This window comes from Pseudomonas fulva, assembly GCF_023517795.1.
GTDB classification, from domain to species: domain Bacteria; phylum Pseudomonadota; class Gammaproteobacteria; order Pseudomonadales; family Pseudomonadaceae; genus Aquipseudomonas; species Aquipseudomonas fulva_D.
This window is the reverse complement of the sequence record NZ_CP082928.1, coordinates 3,524,311-3,540,405: the sequence shown is the minus strand read 5'-3', so window position 1 is coordinate 3,540,405 and position 16,095 is coordinate 3,524,311. Positions and strand designations below refer to the sequence as shown.

The window sequence follows — 16,095 nt, the reverse complement described above, 5'->3', positions numbered from 1 at the left end:
CATGGGTTACTGGGGTAAGTCAGGAACCCTCTTTCGCCTGCCAGTCGCAGTAGCAACCCACCGCCATGGTATTGGCCGCCGAGACGCTGCGATTGGCCGACAAGGCGTCGAGAATCGGCTCGACGAAACTGTTCGAGGAGTTGCACACCAACCCTTCGCTGTAGGGGCCGGCATAGGCCAGGTTACCCTGCTGATCCCAGATGGCGATGGCCGGGCTGGCGGGAATCGACTCCATGCCTTCGAGCGCTTCCAGAGGCGTCAGCTTGCCACGCAGGAACGGCAGCATCTCGCCGGTGCTGCCCGGCTTCTGCACGCTGTAGAACTCCACCCCGGAGAACCGGTAGAGGCCGATCAGGTAATTGAGGTGGGCGTCGGTTTCCTTGTGGCAGGGGCACTGCGGGTCCCAGAAATGCACCACGCGAATCTTGCCCGGCCCGGCCAGCTCGGCGGGCAGCTTGAGGCCACCGCCCTGGAAGAACACCGCCTGCTGCTCCTGGTCACCGAAGGGGCGCAGGTACGACACCCCGAAGCGGCTCCACGCCCAGGCGGCCATGGCCACCACGATGACCAGCGCCAGCAGGCACAGGATCAGCAGAAAGCGCTTGGACGGCGCGGCCTGTTCCTGGCTCATCACTGGGGATCCCGGTCGTACTTGATGCGGAACTGCTTCTCCATCTCCTTGCAGCTGTCGGTGGCGAAGGCCCGCGAGGTGGGCGTGGCCGACGGGTCGTTGGCCTTGACCCAGCAGGCCTGGATGGCGCGCTGCTCGTTGGCCTGCACGTCGGCGGTCTGCTCACGGGTAATGGCATAGATGATGATGCCGAATACCAACACGATGAAGCCGAGCCCCAGCAGGGTCAGCCACAGGCAACCGCCGCGCTTGCCGCTGTCCGGCTGCTCGGGGGATCGATTACGTGCGTTGTCGTCGCTCATGTTCTGGCCCTGCCTGAGAGGGTGCGCAACATAGCACCTTTGCCCTGCCCGAGGCAGGGGCCAAAGAGCACACATAAAACATAGGGGAATGCGCCCTCCTCTCCCCCGCCGGCCCGCCAAGACGCGCGGCTGCTGGGCTTTGCCCGGGGTGGCCAGGCGCCTTGCCAGGCCTGCTCGACATAACCGGTTACGAGCCCCTGCAGCCCGTGCCCGACTGCTGCGGTGCCCCGCCGGCCGTGGCGTGCGAGCGCGCCGCCTTGGCAATGGATCGGCCGCGCCTGGCAGGGGTGGTGAATTTCTGGTCAAACCTATTGCGGTGAACTTCACTCATACCTGTGAGGGCTGAATTGAATGGCACCTGCCGCACAATCCAGGCTGATCAGCTCTCGAGTATCTCATGCCGGCACGATGCTGGAGTCAGAGGAGAAGAGTCATGATCAATCACATTTGGGGACTGCTGGCCAATCCGGGCCGCGAGTGGCGCAACATCGACCGGGAAAAGGAAAGCATCACCCACCTTTACGCACGCCACGTGCTGCTGATGGCACTCATCCCCGTGGTCAGCGCCTTCATCGGTACCACCCAGATCGGCTGGCACCTGGGCGGCGAGGCCTACAAGGTGGCGGTGCCCACGGCGGCAGCGCTGGGTATCGTGTTCTACATCCTGATGCTGATCGGCGTGGCGATCATGGGTAACGTCATCCACTGGATGTCCGACTCCTTCGCCAGCCGCCCGACCCGCCGCCGCTGCATCATCTTCGCAGGCTACGTGGCCACGCCGCTGTTCATCGCCGGTATCGCCCTGCTCTACCCGAAAGCCTGGTTGCTGCTGGCGGTCGGCATCGTCGCGCTGGCCTACAGCGCGCGTCTGCTCTACGTGGGCATGCCGGCGTTCCTGCGCATCCCGGTCAACGAGGGCCTGACCATCTCCGGTGGCACCCTGGCCATCGGCGTGCTGGTGCTGGAGCTGCTGCTGGCCTTGACCGTGGCCCTGTGGGGCCTGGGGTTCAACGACTACGCGGTGAGCTGGTCGCTGTTCCGCTAAAAGCTGCCCCATAAAAAACCCGCCATTGGCGGGTTTTTTCTATCTATAGCGGCGCCACACTCAGAGGAACCAGCGGTACTCGCGGGCATTGATATGCTCCATGAACGCCAGGTGATCCTGTCGTTTATTCTCGCAATACACCATCACGAACTCCTCACCGAGCCCCGCATTGACGGCCGGGTGATGGCGCATCTGCGCCACCGCCGCAAGCATGTCCATGGGAAAGTCGATGCCGCTCTGACGGTTCTCGTTCAGCGGTGCGATAGGCTCGGCACGTTGTTCGAGGCCATGCTCCATAGCGCCCAGAATCGCCGCCAGCACCAGATACGGGTTGGCATCGGCGCCGGCCAGGCGATGCTCGATACGCAGGTTGCGGGCATCGGAGTCGGGAATCCGCACGCAGGCATCGCGGTCCTCGTAGCCCCAGCTGGCGCGGCTGGCGGCGTTCACCCGCGAGCCGTAGCGGCGATAGGCGTTATGGTGCGGCGCGAAGATCGGCATGCAGTGCGGCAACCAGTCCAGGCAACCGGCTACGGCGTGGCGCAGCGGCCGGCCGTCGTCAGGCGCCAGCAGGTTGTTGCCCTGCCGGTCATACAGGCTGACGTGCACATGCATGCCGCTGCCCGGCGCATCCAGGTAGGGTTTGCTCATGAAACTGGCGCGATGACCGTGCTTGAGCGCGACGCCACGGGTCAGCCGGGTGAACAGCGCCGCCCAGTCGGCGGCCTGCAGGCCATCTTCGCAATGGCCGAAATTGATCTCGAACTGCCCGGGGCCGATCTCCGCGGTGATCACGTTGGCGTCGATGCCCTGCTCATTGGCCACCTCGACGATCTCGTGCAGCACCGGGGAAAAACGCGACAGGCGCTCGATATGCAGGTTGGGCTGGTCGTCCTCATCGCCGCACAGCGGGTCACGCGGGTATTGCGGCATGCCCTCCTTCAGGGCCCGGTCGAACAGGTAGAACTCCAGCTCGAAGGCCACCACCGGGTGCATGCCCTTGGCGGCCAGGCGCGCCAGCACCCGGGCCAGCACTTCCCGGGGCTCGAACTCGATGGGCGACTCGGTGCCATCGGAGCTGATCAGCATCTGCCCCAGCGGCTGCTGCTCCCAGCGCACCGGTTTCAGCGTACCGGGGATCAGCCGCCGCGTGGCGTCCGGGTCGCCATCATGGAAGCAGTAGTCGCCGATCTCGTGCAGGCCACCCTGGGCACCGAGCAGCACGCAGTTCTGCGGCAACTTGAGCAGGCTGCCGGCGGCGACTTTTTCCAGCATGTCGATGGGGTAACGCTTGCCATAGAAGTGCCCGGGAATGTCCAGGCAGATCAGGTCGACATAACGCACCTCGGGGTGAGCGGCGCGAAAGGCGCGAACTTCGTCGGACAGGCTTGTGAAGGTCATATGAGATTCCTGTGCCCGCCTAGCGGAACACCCAGAGTACCCGTGCGGGCTGGTCGGTAAGGTTGGCGTAGCGAAACTGGCTGTGCGGCGGCAACTGGAAGCTGTCGTTGGGGCCGAGCGTCACCGGCTCCGGCTGGTCATCCAGCCAGATGCTCAGCTGGCCTTCGAGCACGAAGCCGCCTTGCTCCGAGCTGTCGTTCAGGTGCCCCTGGCCACTGGTCGCGCCGGGCGCCAGGTGGCTTTCCAGCATGGAGAAGCCGGCCGACATGCTCGGCGAGGCCAGCACATCGGTGATGCCTCCGGCGTAATACAGGGTGCGACGTTCGCCCGGGCGGGTGACCCACGGCAAGGCCCGGGGCTTTTCCAGGCTGTAGAAATAGGTGGTCGACACCCCGAGGGTTTCACTGATGGCGGTCAGGTCCGCCACGGTCGGCCTGGACAGGCCGCGCTCGACCTGGGACAGGAAACCCACCGAGCGGCCGATGCGCGCAGCCAGCTCGCCGAGCGTAAGGTTCTTGTGCTTGCGCAGGTCGCGGATGAGGATCGCGAGGCCTTCGATTTCTTCCTGCATGTCCATGCCGGTGGAGTCCTTCATAAATAGTCACGCAGCCGATACCAGGCCTTGCCCGCCGCTTCCAGCGGCGCCGCCAGCCAGGCGCCGCCCGGAAAGCGCGGATTGCCGATGCGCTGATACAGGGCCAGCAGCTGTTCATCGCCGAGAATCGCGTCGGTCACTGCCCGCGCCGCGGCCAGGGTCGGCAGTACGCCGTGCCCGGAAAACCCCTGCAGCCAGTAACGCTGCCCCTGACGACCGACATCCGGGGCGCGCTTCATGGTCACGTAGATGTGCCCGCCCCAGCCGTAATCGATGGCGACACCCTTGAGCTGGGGAAATACCCGCTCCAGATAGGGCCGTGTCGCCGCGGGAACGTCCTCCGGCAAACCGCCGAGATAGGTGCAGCCGCCACCGAACAGCAGGCGATGGTCCGGCGTCAGGCGGAAATAGTCGGGCACGAACTGGTTGTCGATCGCGCAGCTGTCATGGGGCAGCAGCGAGCGTGCCAGCTGCGGGTCGAGCACGGCTGTGGCCACCTGGTAGGAGCCCACCGGCAGTAACCGTTGCGACAGTGATGGATCCAGCTTATCGAGGTAGGCGTTGCAGGCCAGGATCAGCACCTCGGCGCGCACCTCGCCCTGCGGGGTGCGCACCCGATAGCCGTGCGGCAGAGTTTCGTAGGCAAGGGCGCGGGTCCGTTCGAAGATACGGCCGTCATGCTGCTCGACGGCCGTGGCCAGCCCCTGGGCCAGCTTGAGCGGATTCAGGTGGGCGCCGCGTGCATCATGCAGGGCCGCAACGTAACGCGGGCTGTCGACCCACTCACGCAGCTCGGCGCCTTCGATCAGCCGCAGGTCGTGATAGCCCCACTTGTGCAGCGCCTCGTGCTGCGCCTCGCGCAACTGGGCGACGCGGCGCGGCAGCACCGCCGTCCACAAGCTGCCGACCCGGTAATCGACCTCGAAACCGTGGCGCGCCGGCAATGCGCGCAACTCCTCGGCGGCCCAGCACATGCTGTCCCACAGCTGGCGGGCACCCTGCAGGCCAAGGGCCTTTTCCAGTGGCGGCATGTCGCACGACCAGCCCAGCAGCGCCTGCCCGCCATTGCGCCCGGAGGCCGCCCAGGCCACGCGGCTGGCCTCCAGCACCACTACACGCTTGCCGGCTCTGGCCAGGCGCAGGGCACAATGCAGGCCGCTGAAGCCGCCGCCGACGATCACCACATCGCAGTCGAGATCACCTTCCAGACCAGCACGCTCGGGGAGCGAGCCTGGGTAGCAGCCTGCATAGTAGGTGGCGAGGTGCCCGGAGGCTTGCATATACATGCGATGAAATTATCGGATGATTATTTCATGAAAAAATACACGAATATTTTCACCCCTCCAAGCAGGATCTGTTCGCCGGGGCGAACCGTTTGCCAGCAAGCCGGTCGAAGATCGACAACAATCGAAGCACTGACGGCTCCCTGACCGCTATCGGCCACGAAGCGCGGGTCGTCTATCTGGAGCCCTACATGATCCAACTGTCCGCACTGACCACTCCCCTGCTGCTCGCCAGCTGCATCGTCCTGCTCGCCGGCTGCGCCAACCGCGACGAAAGCAAGGCGCCCGCAACCCCGGGCACGCCTGCCACCGTGTCATCCGAACAGCAGGCCGTCGACGGCGACATCCGGCGCCTGAGCGAGCTGGCGCAGCGCGGCGATCTGGACAGTCAGTTCAAGCTGGGCAGCTTCTACTTCGTCGGCAAACCCCAGAAGGACCTCAAGCAGGCCGAATACTGGTGGAAACAGGCGGCCGATCGCGGCCATGCTGAGGCAGCCGTCAGCCTGGCCTACCTCTACACCGGCCGTGACAACCCGGAATTCCGCAACCCGCCTGCCATGCTCAAGTACCTGAACCAGTCCGCCAGTAGCGGTAATCCCATGGCTCAGCATATTCTCGGCAACCTCTACATGCGCGGCATCGATGGCGTCGAGCGCGACCCCAACCAGGCCCGCCGCCTGTTCCAGAGCGCCTGCCGGCAGAACTACGCGGCCAGTTGCAAGGCGCTGGACAGCGCGCCGGGCGCCTGAGCGAGACAACGCCCTGATGAGGCAGGGCCTGTTTTGAACCGCGGCGTCACGCCAGGGCGAGCAAGGCTTCATCCAGCACGGCGATCAGCAGATCGGCATGCTCCCGCTCGAACGCCAGCAGGGGTCGAATCTTCAGGATGTTCTCCAGCGGCCCGGCCGCACTGATCAGCACCCCGCGTTCGCGCATGCCGTTGACCACGCGCCTGGCCTGGTCGGCCGCCGGCGCCTTGCTGGCCCGATCACTGACCAGCTCGACACCGATAAACATCCCCGCCCCGCGTACATCGCCGATCAGTTCGTGGCGCTGCGCCAACTGGCGGATGCCGGCCAGCAAATGGCCACCGATCTGCGCCGAACGCTGCTGCAGGCCTTCGTCGCGGATCACGTCCAGCACCGCCTGGCCAGCGGCGCAGGACACCGGGTTGCCGCCAAAGGTGTTGAAGTAGCGCAGGCTGCGGCCAAAGGGTTCGAGCACCTCGGGGCGCACCACCACGCCGGCGATCGGCTGGCCATTGCCCATGGGCTTGCCGAGGCTGACCAGATCCGGTTGCACGCCATGGCGCTGGAACCCCCACAGGTGCGAGCCGGTGCGGGCAAAGCCGCACTGCACTTCATCGGCGATGTACAGCAGCCCTTCGGCCTGGGCTATGGCCACCGCTTCGGCGATGCAGCCTGCGGGCCCTGCGAAGATGCCATCGCTGGCGAAGATGCCGTCGATCAGCAGCGCCGCCGGCTTGATGCCCTGGGCGCGCAGGTCGGCGATGGCGGCACGCACGTCCTCGGCGAACAGCTTGCCCGCCTCGGGCCCGAGGCGATAGACATCCGGGGCGCGCACGGTACGAGCATGGGCAGGAAGCTGGATGCTGGCGCCGAGCGATGGCGACAGCGCGGAAATATCGCCGGTCACCCCGTGATAGGCGAACCGGGTGATGATCACGCCCGTACCGCCGGTGTAGTGCCGGGCGATACGCAGGGCCAGGTCGTTGGCCTCGCTGCCGGTGCAGGTGAACATGACCTGCGCCAGCCCGGCCGGAAAGGTCGCCAGCAGTTGCTCGGCATAATCGAGAATGCCTTCCTGCAGGTAGCGGGTGTGGGTGTTGAGCAGCGCCGCCTGCGCGGCGATCGCCTGCACCACCCGCGGGTGGCAGTGGCCGATGGACGCCACGTTGTTGTAGGCATCCAGGTAACGCCGCCCGGCGGCGTCGTACAGCCACACGCCCTCACCGCGCACGGTGTGCAGCGGGCGTTCGTAGAACAGCCGGTAGGCCGGCCCGAGCAGCCGCTCGCGGCGCGCGATCAGCCGGCGCTCCGTTTCACTCAGCCGTTCGGCATCCGCCGCCTTGAAGCCGTTGATCATGCTCATGGCTAAGAGGCTCCCCGGCAGGCTTGCTGGATACGTTGGCGCACCACCGCCGGCTCGATAGCCGCCAGCCCCCGCAGGCTGGCGCTGGCCTGGGGCACGTTGCGCAGGATGTAGTCGCGGTTCTGCGGATGCAGGCTGGCACGCCAGGCGGTGATGGCGATGGTCATCACCAGCCGCGTGGCGATCAACACGCCAAGGATATCCAGCTCGTCCTCGTGCAGCGGGTTGCGCCGGTGGTAGGCGGCCACGAAATCCAGGGCCGGCGCCAGCACGTCGCCCTGGTGGCCCAGCTGGTAGGCGGCCGCCACGCCGACCTCGTTGATCAGCGGCGCCTCGACCATGTCGCCGAAATCGAGAATGTTCAACACGCGCTCCGGCTGCCGGGGGTCGACGATGACGTTGTGGGGGTTGAGGTCGTTGTGGATCACCTGCCGGCGCAACCTCGGATAACGCGGCAAGGCCTGTGCCTCGAAGGCGTCCAGCGCCTCGCCGACCAGCGCGCTCAACGACTGATCGGCGATATGCGCCAGCAGCGGCCGCAGCCGGGCGGCCTGCTGCATGTCCCAGAGCAGCTCGTGCCCCGATGCCGGATGCCGATAGTCGGCTAGCGCCCTGTCCAGCCGCGCCATGGCCTCGCCCAGGTTATGACGCAACGCGGCGCTGCGCCCGCCAACCTGATGCAGCGGGCGCCCATCGATGAACGACAGCAGGCGCACCAGCATGCTCCGGCCATCGATATCGACCAGCGCCTGGTAGCGGCCGTCGCGCGCCGGGTACACCCGCTGTACCGGCAACTCGGGATCGGCGCGCTGGATCTGCAGCAGCGCCTGGTTCTGGAAATCCACCACCTGGGGGGTTTCCAGCGGGTGGGAAATCTTCAATAGATACGCTGAGCCATCGGCGCAGGTCAGCTGGAAATTCAGGTCACGCTCACCGGCCAGGGGGCGAGCGCTACCCAACGCGCCAAAGCGCTCGCAGGCGATGATGGCGGCGCGCACCGCGCTGACCTGCGCGGGCTGCGCCTGCAGCAGGGGGTCATGCACGACCTGGGTATTCAGTGACATATCCAGCTACCTCGCGAGGCCCGACGCCAGCTGCCATCGCCACGGCCTCGTCGGCTCTGCGAACGATGGAACCGAAGGCCTTTGGCGGGCTATCTAACCTGTCTGCTAGGGCGAGCCATTAAAGCATCCTGAAAAACATGATGCATCATAAATGCAGCTGCGCCATGATCCATCCGTTGCCACAGCCATTGCCCCCTGCGGAGAACCGCCATGAGTCACTCGAAAACCCTGTTGCTGACCGGTGCCAGCCGCGGCATCGGCCACGCCACGGTCAAACACTTCCATGCAGCGGGCTGGCGAGTCTTCACCGCCTCGCGGCATGACTGGGTCAGCGAGTGCCCGTGGGCCGAGGGCAAGCTCAACCACATTCACCTGGACCTGGAAGACATTGAGCATTTGCAGGAGAGCCTGCCGCTGATCCGCGAGAAACTCGGCGGGCGCCTGGATGCGCTGGTCAACAATGCCGGGGTGTCGCCCAAGGGCGAGGATGGCCAGCGCCTTGGCGTGCTGGGCAGTGACTACGCGACCTGGACCAAGGTATTCAACGTCAACCTGTTCTCCACCGCCCTGCTCGCCCGCGGCCTGTTCGAAGAACTGAAGGCGGCCCAGGGCAGCATCATCAACGTCACCTCCATCGCCGGGTCTCGGGTGCACCCTTTCGCCGGGTCCGCCTACGCCGCCTCCAAGGCCGGGCTGGCGGCGCTGACCCGGGAGATGGCCCATGAATTCGGCTGTCACGGGGTGCGCGTCAATGCCATCGCACCGGGCGAGATCGACACCTCGATCCTCTCTTCGGGCACCGAGCAGATCGTCGAACGCGACATTCCCATGCATCGCCTGGGCAAACCCGAGGAAGTCGCCTCGCTGGTGTACTTTCTCTGCACCTCTGGAGCGACCTACGTCAACGGGGCGGAAATCCACGTCAACGGTGGCCAGCACGTGTGAGGTGGCGCCAGGTAGAATCGCCCGGCCCGCGCCCCGGAAGCCACCTCCATGAAATACCCCATCGACGGTCTCAGCCACGCCTACCTGGGTAGTGGAGTTTACGCCCTGCTGCGCGAGGCATTGATCACCGGCCGCTTCCAGCCCGACGATCGCCTGCGCATCCGTGACCTGGCCGAGCAACTGGGCACCAGCGTCACGCCGGTGCGCGACGCCATCCTGCAGTTGGCGAAGGAAAAGGCGCTGATCCTCAAGACCCCGCGCGACATCCGCGTGCCGGTGCTGACCCAGGAGCAGTACGCGGAAATCCGCAGCATCCGCCTGGCACTCGAAGGCCTGGCGGCGCAAACCGCAGCCGGCAAGGTGACCGCCGAACAGCTGCAGATGCTCGAACGCACGATCCGCGACAACCTGAAGGCGGTGCACAGCGGCGACCTGATCGCGGCGCTGAAGCTCAACCAGGCCTTCCACTTCGCCCTGGCCGATATCGCCGGCATGCCGCTGCTGCGCGATATGCTCGACAGCCTGTGGATGCGCACCGGGCCGCTGATCGCCCGGGCCTATGGCGACTTCAACGAGCGCATGGCCATCGAGCACCACTGGGAAGTGTTTCATGCCCTGCAGAACGGTGACGGCGCAGCGGCACGTCAGGCTATCTGCAACGACATTCTCGATGGCAACCAGACCATGATGGCGTTCATCGCACGGCGCGAGGCCACGCAGGCCTGAGGAGCCCGGTGCGCTTGTGGCGCACCGGGTGACGCTCGAGGGTAGAAACCGCGGTCGGGCTTGTGGCCCGGCGCGTATAAGCGAAGTCGCGGGGACGATTCGCCTATTCGGTCAAAGCGCAGTGATCAACTCACCACGCTCGATGAAAGCATCGAGATTATCGAACACCAGGTTCTCCATGGCCAGCCGGGTTTCCTCGGTGGCACTGCCCACGTGGGGCAAGAGCACCACGTTGGGCATGTCGAACAGTGCCTCGGGTACCCGCGGCTCGTCTTCGAATACATCCAGCCCTGCGCCACCCAGCGTGCCGGCCTGCAGCGCCGCGACCAGCGCCTGTTCGTCCACCACGCTGCCGCGGGCGATGTTGACCAGGATGCCCTCGGCGCCCAGGGCGGCGAGCACCTCGGCATCGATCAGGTGATGGGTGGACGCACCGCCCGGACAGGCCAGCACCAGGAAATCTGCCCAGCCGGCCAGGGCCCTGAGATCGGCCTCGTAGCCATGATCGGTGCTCGGGTCAGGCCGGCGATTGTGGTAGCGGATATCCATATCGAAACCGGCGGCGCGCTTGGCGATCTCCTTGCCGATTCGCCCGAAGCCGACGATACCGAGCTTCTTGCCGCTGACCTTGCGGGTCAAGGGGTACTGGCCCTTGAGCCATTTGCCTTGGCGCACGTGTTGATCGGACGCGGCGAACTGCCGGGCGGTGTCGATGATCAGGCCGATGGCGGTGTCGGCCACGCACTCGTTGAGCACGTCCGGCGTGGTGCTGATCAGGATGCCGCGGGCCTTGGCCTCATCGACGGCAATCGAGTCGTAACCAACGCCAAAACTGCAGATCGCCTTGAGGTTGGGCATCTGCGCCAGTTGCTCGGCCGAGCAACCATAACGCGCCGAGGTGACGACGATTTCGACCTCGGCGCCGCGCTCGGTGAGGAAATCCTTCTGCTCCCACAGGCGGATCAACTGATAGTCGCGCTGCAGGCGCTCATTGAAACGCGGCGGAAAACGACCGACCTGAAGCACGGTTGGACGACTCATGCGGCTCTCCTGTCGTGGATATCGAAGTGCGGATGATACCTGCCCCGGCACGGGCGAAAGCAACGCGGCTCGGGATTCTCCTCAGAAAGAATCCGCTTCGAGTCTTGCGAGCTAGAGCCCTGCAAGGCCTAGGCGGCCCCGCAAAAACAGGCGAGGAAGTGGCCGGGGTCGCGTCCGACTGTACTGGTGTACATGAGCATGACTCGCTCCGCTCGCTCCTTCAGAGCCGCGCTAAAGCGCGTTAGCCGCAAGCGGCTTCCGAGCCTGTTTTTAACGCCGCAGGGCCGACGCGCAGCTGACTTGGGGCGGGTTCTCAGGTGACTGGGGCCGGGTTAAACAGCACCAAGTCGTTGTGCAGGCGATGCTTCTCAGCCCAGGTCTGTTTCCTGCCACTGGCGACATCCAGATAGAGCTGGAAGATGTGCCAGCCCATCTCTTCGAGGCTCATGCGCCCCGAGGTGATCTGCCCGGCATCCACGTCGATCAGGTCCGGCCAGCGCTCGGCCAGCTGGGTGCGGGTGGCCACCTTGATCACCGGCACCATGGACAGGCCGTAGGGCGTACCGCGCCCGGTGGTGAAGATGTGCAGGTTCATGCCGGCGGCCAGTTGCAGGGTGCCGCAGATGAAGTCGCTGGCCGGCGTGGCGCAGAACCACAGGCCCTTGCCACGGATCCGCTCGCCGGGCGAAACCACCCCGACGATCGGGCTGTTGCCGGACTTGGCGATGGAGCCCATGGCCTTTTCGACGATATTGTTCAGGCCGCCCTTCTTGTTGCCCGGCGTGGTGTTGGCGCTGCGATCAGCCATGCCCCGCTCCAAGTAGCGGTCGTACCAGTCCATCTCGCGGATCAGCGCATCGGCGACCTCGACGGTCGAGGCGCGCGGCGTCAGCAGATGGATGCCGTCACGCACCTCGGTGTTCTCGGAGAACATCACGGTGGCGCCGGCCCGCACCAGCAGGTCGGCCGCCACGCCCAGCGCCGGGTTGGCGGTGATGCCCGAGAAGGCGTCACTACCGCCGCACTGCATGCCCACCACCAGTTCGCTGGCCGGCACGGTTTCCCGGCGACGCTGGTCGAGCACCTTCAGGCGATCCTCGATCATGCCCATGATCTGCTCGATCATGCCGGCGAAGCCGGTGCCCGAATCCTGCAGGCGGAACAGCCATTGTTCCTCGTCCTGGCCACAGGTCAGGGCATCACCGTCCATCAGCTGATGGGCCTGCAATTTCTCGCAGCCCAGGCTGATCACCAGCGCCTGGCCGCCCAGGTTGGGGTTGCGGCTGATGTTGTAGAGAGTGCGGATCGGCACCACCGCGTCCGGCGCGTTGATCGCCACGCCGCAGCCGTAGCTGTGCGACAGCGGCACCACGTCGTCGACGTTCGGGTACCTGGGCAGGATTTCCTTGCGCACGCGCTCGACGCAGTGGTCGAGCACGCCGACCACGCACTGCACCGTGGTGGTCACGCCGAGGATGTTGCGCGTGCCGACGCTGCCGTCGGCGTTGCGGAAGCCTTCGAAGGTGTAGCCTTCCAGCGGTTCGGGCGTCGGTGCCTCGATGGTCGCCTTGGGCAGGTTGTCCAGCACCGGCGGCTCGGGCATGCGCAACAGCGCCTCGGTCACCCAGGTGCCGGCAGGAATGGGATCGAGGGCGTAGCCGATCACTTCCCCGTAGCGCACCACGCTGCCGCCTTCGGGAATCGCCACCAGCGACACCTTGTGGCTCTGGGGTATGCCTTCCAGTGCCGCCAGGCCATCGGCGAAACGGCCACCGGCCGCCACCCCCTGTTCGTTGACCACCACACCGACGTTGTCATCGGGATGCAGGCGGATGTATCGCGGGGAGTCCTGATGCTGAATGAGGTCCATGGGCTAATCCTTTTCTTGTTGTAGAAACACGGTTGCGGCCTCGCCTGCCCGGCGAGGCCGCTGGCGGTCAGGTTGCCGGTGCAGGCGAAGCCTGCTCGCCGAGCGCCTGGCCGTTTTCATCCTTCAGCACCACGCGCTGAATGCGACCGACGATGAACAGGTAGCTGAACACCGCGACCAGGGCGTTGGCGCCGACGTACACCAGTGCCCACTTGAACGAGCCGGTGGCGCTGATGATGTAGCCGATGACGATGGGCGTGGTGATCGAGGCGATATTGCCGAAGGTGTTGAACAGGCCACCGGACAGCCCCGCGATCTGCTTGGGCGAGGTATCCGAGACCACGGCCCAGCCGAGGGCGCCGAGCCCCTTGCCGAAGAAGGCCAGGGTCATGAAACCGACCACCATCCATTCGGCCGACACGTAGTTGCACAGCACCATGCTGGTCGACAGCATCAGGCCGCAGACGATGGGCAGCTTGCGCGCCAGGGTCAGGCTATGGCCACGGCGCAGCAGCCAGTCGGAGATCACCCCGCCGAGCACGCCGCCGACGAACCCCATGATTGCCGGCAGGGAGGCGATGAAGCCGGCCTTGAGAATGGTCATGCCGCGCTCCTGCACCAGGTAGACCGGGAACCAGGTGAGGAAGAAGTAGGTGATGGCGTTGATGCAGTACTGCCCCAGGTACACGCCGACCATCATGCGGTTGGTCAGCAGCTGGGTGATGTAGTGCCACTTCGGCCCGCCGCTGCCCTTGGACTGGTCCATGTCGACCAGGCCGCCGTTGCTGGCGATGTGGTCGACCTCGGCGGCACTGATGCGCGGGTGTTCCTTGGGGTTGTAGATGGTCTTCATCCAGATGCCGGCGAAGACGATGCCCAGCACGCCCATGACCACGAACACATGCTCCCAGCCGAAGGCGTAGACGATCCAGCCCATCAGCGGCGCGAACAGCGCGGTGGCGAAATACTGCGCCGAGTTGAAGATCGCCGAGGCGGTGCCGCGCTCGGCCGTCGGGAACCAGGCCGCGACGATACGGGCGTTACCCGGGAAGGACGGCGCTTCGGCGAAGCCGACCATGAAGCGCAGCACGAACAGGGTCACCACGGCCCAGGCCACCGGCATCATGCCGACGAAGCCCTGCAGCAGGGTGAACAGCGACCAGATGAAGATGCCGGCGGCGTACACGCGCTTGGAGCCGAAACGGTCGAGCAGCCAGCCACCCGGAATCTGCCCGATCACGTAGGCCCAGCCGAAGGCGGAAAAGATATAGCCGAGGGTGACCGCATCGATGCCCAGATCCTTCTGCATGCTGGAGCCTGCGATGGAAATGGTGGCGCGGTCGGCGTAGTTGATGGTGGTCACCAGAAACAGCATCAGCAGTATCAGGTAACGGACGTGGGTTTTCTTTGTGTCTCCCATGGAGATCTCACCTCGATGTTATTTTTATTGCTGACAGGCGCGTGCGGACGCGCCAGCCGCCCAGGGGCGGGGTCATGAAGTCTGAAAACGGAGCTGTATCTGGCCGGCTAGCTCGTGGCAGCAGCCGTCGCGACACCCGGGTAGGGTCTCGTGGCGTTGGACGCAGACGGGGACAAGCGAATAGGGCCCGTGTCGGGGCCTGGAGAGGACGTGCGGATACTGTTTTTCACGGCTTTATTATCCTTATTGGCTGACGGCGCCTGGCTCGCAGATCGGCAATCGATGATTGCGCAATCAATGCGGCATTGAATACGGCGCCACGCAGTTCGCTACACGACCGACTTTACTATGATTGCGCAATCATTCAAGCAAATAATCGCTACGTTGTCAGTTGTCCGATAAGAAGCCGATCCAAGTCAGGTGGTTTCGCGATCGATCAGCGTGAAGCCGGTATCCAGACGCACCGGTTGCTGCTCACCCCCCTCGCGAAACCGCTGCAGCAGCGCGCTGGCAACCTGCTTGCCCATGCGCCGGCCATCGACGTTCACTGTCGACAGCGCTGGATGAAGATGGGCCGCACTGGACAGGTCCCCGAAGCCCATGACGGCCAGTTGGTCGGGCACCTCGATACCTCGGCTCGCCGCTTCTGCAAGGATGCCCTGGGCCACGGTGTCCGAGCTGCAGACGATCACCTGCGGGGCATGCCCGTCGGCAAGCAGCTGACGCAGCCCTTCCCTGCCGCTTTGCAAGGTGGCCGGTGCCGCCAGCACGGCCATGGGCACCTCGTCGATGCCCAGCGCCTTGAGCTGGTCGATCACGCTGCTGCCGCGCTTGAGCGCCCGGGAATCATCGACCGAAACGATGGCGAAGCGGCGATAGCCCTTGCCATGCAGGTGATCGGCAATCGCCTGGCCGACCCTCTCGTGGGAGAAGCCCACCTGCATGTCGATGGGCGATGCGCCCAGGTCCCAGGCCTCGACCACTGGAATGCCCGCCGCCTGCAGGCGCAGCCGGCTCTCCTCGGTGTGCAGGGTGCCGGTCAGCACGATGCCATCGGGGCGCCGACCAAGCACTGCGCCGAGCAGGCGCTCTTCCTGCTCGGCCGAATAACCGGTCAGGCCGATCATGGTCTGGTAGCCCGCGGTGGTCAGGTGATCCATCAGTGATTGCACGGTTTCGGCGAAGATCGAGTGGGCGATGGTCGGCACGAAAATCGCCACCAGCCGGCTCTTGTTAGAGGCCAGGCCGCCCGCCAGCATGTTCGGCACGTAGCCGGTCACCCGCACCGCTTCGAGCACCTTCTTGCGGGCGCTTTCGCTGACCACCTCGGGCCGGTGCAGAGCGCGGGACACGGTGATCGGCGAAACGCCGGCCACCTTGGCCACGTCGATCAGCGTCACGCTCGCACCCTTGCTCGCAGGCGTGGAGGAAGATGAAGCGCGAGATTTCTTTGCCATGACGGGCCGCAGTTGCGTGGAGGATCACCCATCTTAACCAGCCACTCAGGCGGCAACCAGAGAGCGGCGGTAATCGGCTGTGCAGGGTGCACCCCATCAGCCCATCGCGGGCATGGACTAGGCGTCCCCGCCCGCTCCCACAAGCGCTCAGCTCTTCGCCCCCGGTGATAAACCAGAGGCTGCCCTGCCCCACGATGCAAAAG

At 65.4% G+C, this 16,095-nt stretch carries 15 protein-coding genes; 4 read left to right on the top strand and 11 right to left on the bottom strand.

The features are described from left to right. Positions 1 to 19: 19 nt before the first annotated feature. Positions 20 to 631, bottom strand: coding sequence for a DUF6436 domain-containing protein (locus K8U54_RS16160; protein WP_249906767.1), 612 nt, complete (start codon positions 629 to 631; stop codon positions 20 to 22). Beyond that, entirely contained in the window at positions 631 to 933 is a 303-nt protein-coding gene (locus tag K8U54_RS16155) for a hypothetical protein (RefSeq protein ID WP_249906766.1), read from the bottom strand. The genes K8U54_RS16160 and K8U54_RS16155 overlap by 1 nt, the downstream gene beginning before the upstream one ends. Before the next feature lie 433 nt (positions 934 to 1,366). On the opposite strand from K8U54_RS16155, the gene K8U54_RS16150 reads away from it, so the two are divergent. After that, a complete protein-coding gene (locus K8U54_RS16150) occupies positions 1,367 to 1,978 on the top strand; it encodes a Yip1 family protein (protein WP_083329891.1) in 612 nt (203 codons plus the stop codon). A gap of 60 nt (positions 1,979 to 2,038) precedes the next feature. On the opposite strand, the gene K8U54_RS16145 is transcribed toward K8U54_RS16150, so the two are convergent. Genes K8U54_RS16145 through K8U54_RS16135 form a run of 3 tightly spaced genes read right to left on the bottom strand, consistent with a single transcriptional unit; the run spans position 2,039 to position 5,260 of the window. After that, on the bottom strand, positions 2,039 to 3,379 hold the full coding sequence (locus K8U54_RS16145) for a glutamine synthetase family protein (protein WP_249906765.1): 1,341 nt from the start codon (positions 3,377 to 3,379) through the stop codon (positions 2,039 to 2,041). Positions 3,380 to 3,398: 19 nt separating this feature from the next. Further along, the gene (locus K8U54_RS16140) at positions 3,399 to 3,956 is read right to left on the bottom strand and encodes a helix-turn-helix domain-containing protein (protein WP_249910457.1); all 558 of its coding nucleotides are present in this window, start codon (positions 3,954 to 3,956) and stop codon (positions 3,399 to 3,401) included. Positions 3,957 to 3,970: 14 nt separating this feature from the next. Continuing rightward, positions 3,971 to 5,260 carry an NAD(P)/FAD-dependent oxidoreductase gene (locus K8U54_RS16135; protein WP_249906764.1) on the bottom strand — a complete coding sequence of 430 codons (1,290 nt, stop codon included), beginning with the start codon at positions 5,258 to 5,260 and terminating at the stop codon, positions 3,971 to 3,973. A 188-nt stretch (positions 5,261 to 5,448) separates the two neighbouring features. Between K8U54_RS16135 and K8U54_RS16130 the strand changes: the two genes are divergently transcribed. After that, entirely contained in the window at positions 5,449 to 6,006 is a 558-nt protein-coding gene (locus K8U54_RS16130) for a tetratricopeptide repeat protein (RefSeq protein ID WP_249906763.1), read from the top strand. A gap of 46 nt (positions 6,007 to 6,052) precedes the next feature. Here the strand turns inward: K8U54_RS16130 and K8U54_RS16125 are convergent, their stop codons facing one another. Together K8U54_RS16125 and K8U54_RS16120 are read right to left on the bottom strand one after the other, a co-directional pair. Then, positions 6,053 to 7,369, bottom strand: coding sequence for an aspartate aminotransferase family protein (locus K8U54_RS16125; protein ID WP_249906762.1), 1,317 nt, complete (start codon positions 7,367 to 7,369; stop codon positions 6,053 to 6,055). A gap of 2 nt (positions 7,370 to 7,371) precedes the next feature. Continuing rightward, positions 7,372 to 8,433, bottom strand: a complete 1,062-nt coding sequence (locus K8U54_RS16120; protein ID WP_249906761.1) for a phosphotransferase — start codon at positions 8,431 to 8,433, stop codon at positions 7,372 to 7,374. Positions 8,434 to 8,643: 210 nt separating this feature from the next. On the opposite strand from K8U54_RS16120, the gene K8U54_RS16115 reads away from it, so the two are divergent. Both K8U54_RS16115 and K8U54_RS16110 read left to right on the top strand, forming a co-directional pair. Next, on the top strand, positions 8,644 to 9,378 hold the full coding sequence (locus K8U54_RS16115) for an SDR family NAD(P)-dependent oxidoreductase (protein WP_249906760.1): 735 nt from the start codon (positions 8,644 to 8,646) through the stop codon (positions 9,376 to 9,378). Positions 9,379 to 9,426: 48 nt separating this feature from the next. After that, on the top strand, positions 9,427 to 10,104 hold the full coding sequence (locus K8U54_RS16110; RefSeq protein WP_249906759.1) for a GntR family transcriptional regulator: 678 nt from the start codon (positions 9,427 to 9,429) through the stop codon (positions 10,102 to 10,104). A gap of 111 nt (positions 10,105 to 10,215) precedes the next feature. Here K8U54_RS16110 and K8U54_RS16105 read toward each other — a convergent pair whose 3' ends face one another. From K8U54_RS16105 to K8U54_RS16090, 4 genes are all read right to left on the bottom strand, one after another. Further along, positions 10,216 to 11,145 carry a 2-hydroxyacid dehydrogenase gene (locus K8U54_RS16105; RefSeq protein ID WP_249906758.1) on the bottom strand — a complete coding sequence of 310 codons (930 nt, stop codon included), beginning with the start codon at positions 11,143 to 11,145 and terminating at the stop codon, positions 10,216 to 10,218. 313 nt (positions 11,146 to 11,458) lie between these two features. Beyond that, positions 11,459 to 13,015 carry a galactarate dehydratase gene (gene garD, locus K8U54_RS16100; RefSeq protein ID WP_249906757.1) on the bottom strand — a complete coding sequence of 519 codons (1,557 nt, stop codon included), beginning with the start codon at positions 13,013 to 13,015 and terminating at the stop codon, positions 11,459 to 11,461. A 67-nt stretch (positions 13,016 to 13,082) separates the two neighbouring features. Further along, a complete protein-coding gene (locus K8U54_RS16095; protein WP_249906756.1) occupies positions 13,083 to 14,435 on the bottom strand; it encodes an MFS transporter in 1,353 nt (450 codons plus the stop codon). A gap of 416 nt (positions 14,436 to 14,851) precedes the next feature. Continuing rightward, on the bottom strand, positions 14,852 to 15,892 hold the full coding sequence (locus K8U54_RS16090) for a LacI family DNA-binding transcriptional regulator (protein WP_249906755.1): 1,041 nt from the start codon (positions 15,890 to 15,892) through the stop codon (positions 14,852 to 14,854). Positions 15,893 to 16,095 lie beyond the last annotated feature (203 nt).

Coding starts and splice junctions, on each gene's coding strand:
- K8U54_RS16160 (WP_249906767.1), bottom strand. CDS start 631: ATGAGCCAGGAACAGGCCGCGCCGTCCAAGCGCTTTCTGCTGATCCTG.
- K8U54_RS16155 (WP_249906766.1), bottom strand. CDS start 933: ATGAGCGACGACAACGCACGTAATCGATCCCCCGAGCAGCCGGACAGC.
- K8U54_RS16150 (WP_083329891.1), top strand. CDS start 1,367: ATGATCAATCACATTTGGGGACTGCTGGCCAATCCGGGCCGCGAGTGG.
- K8U54_RS16145 (WP_249906765.1), bottom strand. CDS start 3,379: ATGACCTTCACAAGCCTGTCCGACGAAGTTCGCGCCTTTCGCGCCGCT.
- K8U54_RS16140 (WP_249910457.1), bottom strand. CDS start 3,956: ATGGACATGCAGGAAGAAATCGAAGGCCTCGCGATCCTCATCCGCGAC.
- K8U54_RS16135 (WP_249906764.1), bottom strand. CDS start 5,260: ATGTATATGCAAGCCTCCGGGCACCTCGCCACCTACTATGCAGGCTGC.
- K8U54_RS16130 (WP_249906763.1), top strand. CDS start 5,449: ATGATCCAACTGTCCGCACTGACCACTCCCCTGCTGCTCGCCAGCTGC.
- K8U54_RS16125 (WP_249906762.1), bottom strand. CDS start 7,369: ATGAGCATGATCAACGGCTTCAAGGCGGCGGATGCCGAACGGCTGAGT.
- K8U54_RS16120 (WP_249906761.1), bottom strand. CDS start 8,433: ATGTCACTGAATACCCAGGTCGTGCATGACCCCCTGCTGCAGGCGCAG.
- K8U54_RS16115 (WP_249906760.1), top strand. CDS start 8,644: ATGAGTCACTCGAAAACCCTGTTGCTGACCGGTGCCAGCCGCGGCATC.
- K8U54_RS16110 (WP_249906759.1), top strand. CDS start 9,427: ATGAAATACCCCATCGACGGTCTCAGCCACGCCTACCTGGGTAGTGGA.
- K8U54_RS16105 (WP_249906758.1), bottom strand. CDS start 11,145: ATGAGTCGTCCAACCGTGCTTCAGGTCGGTCGTTTTCCGCCGCGTTTC.
- garD (WP_249906757.1), bottom strand. CDS start 13,015: ATGGACCTCATTCAGCATCAGGACTCCCCGCGATACATCCGCCTGCAT.
- K8U54_RS16095 (WP_249906756.1), bottom strand. CDS start 14,435: ATGGGAGACACAAAGAAAACCCACGTCCGTTACCTGATACTGCTGATG.
- K8U54_RS16090 (WP_249906755.1), bottom strand. CDS start 15,892: ATGGCAAAGAAATCTCGCGCTTCATCTTCCTCCACGCCTGCGAGCAAG.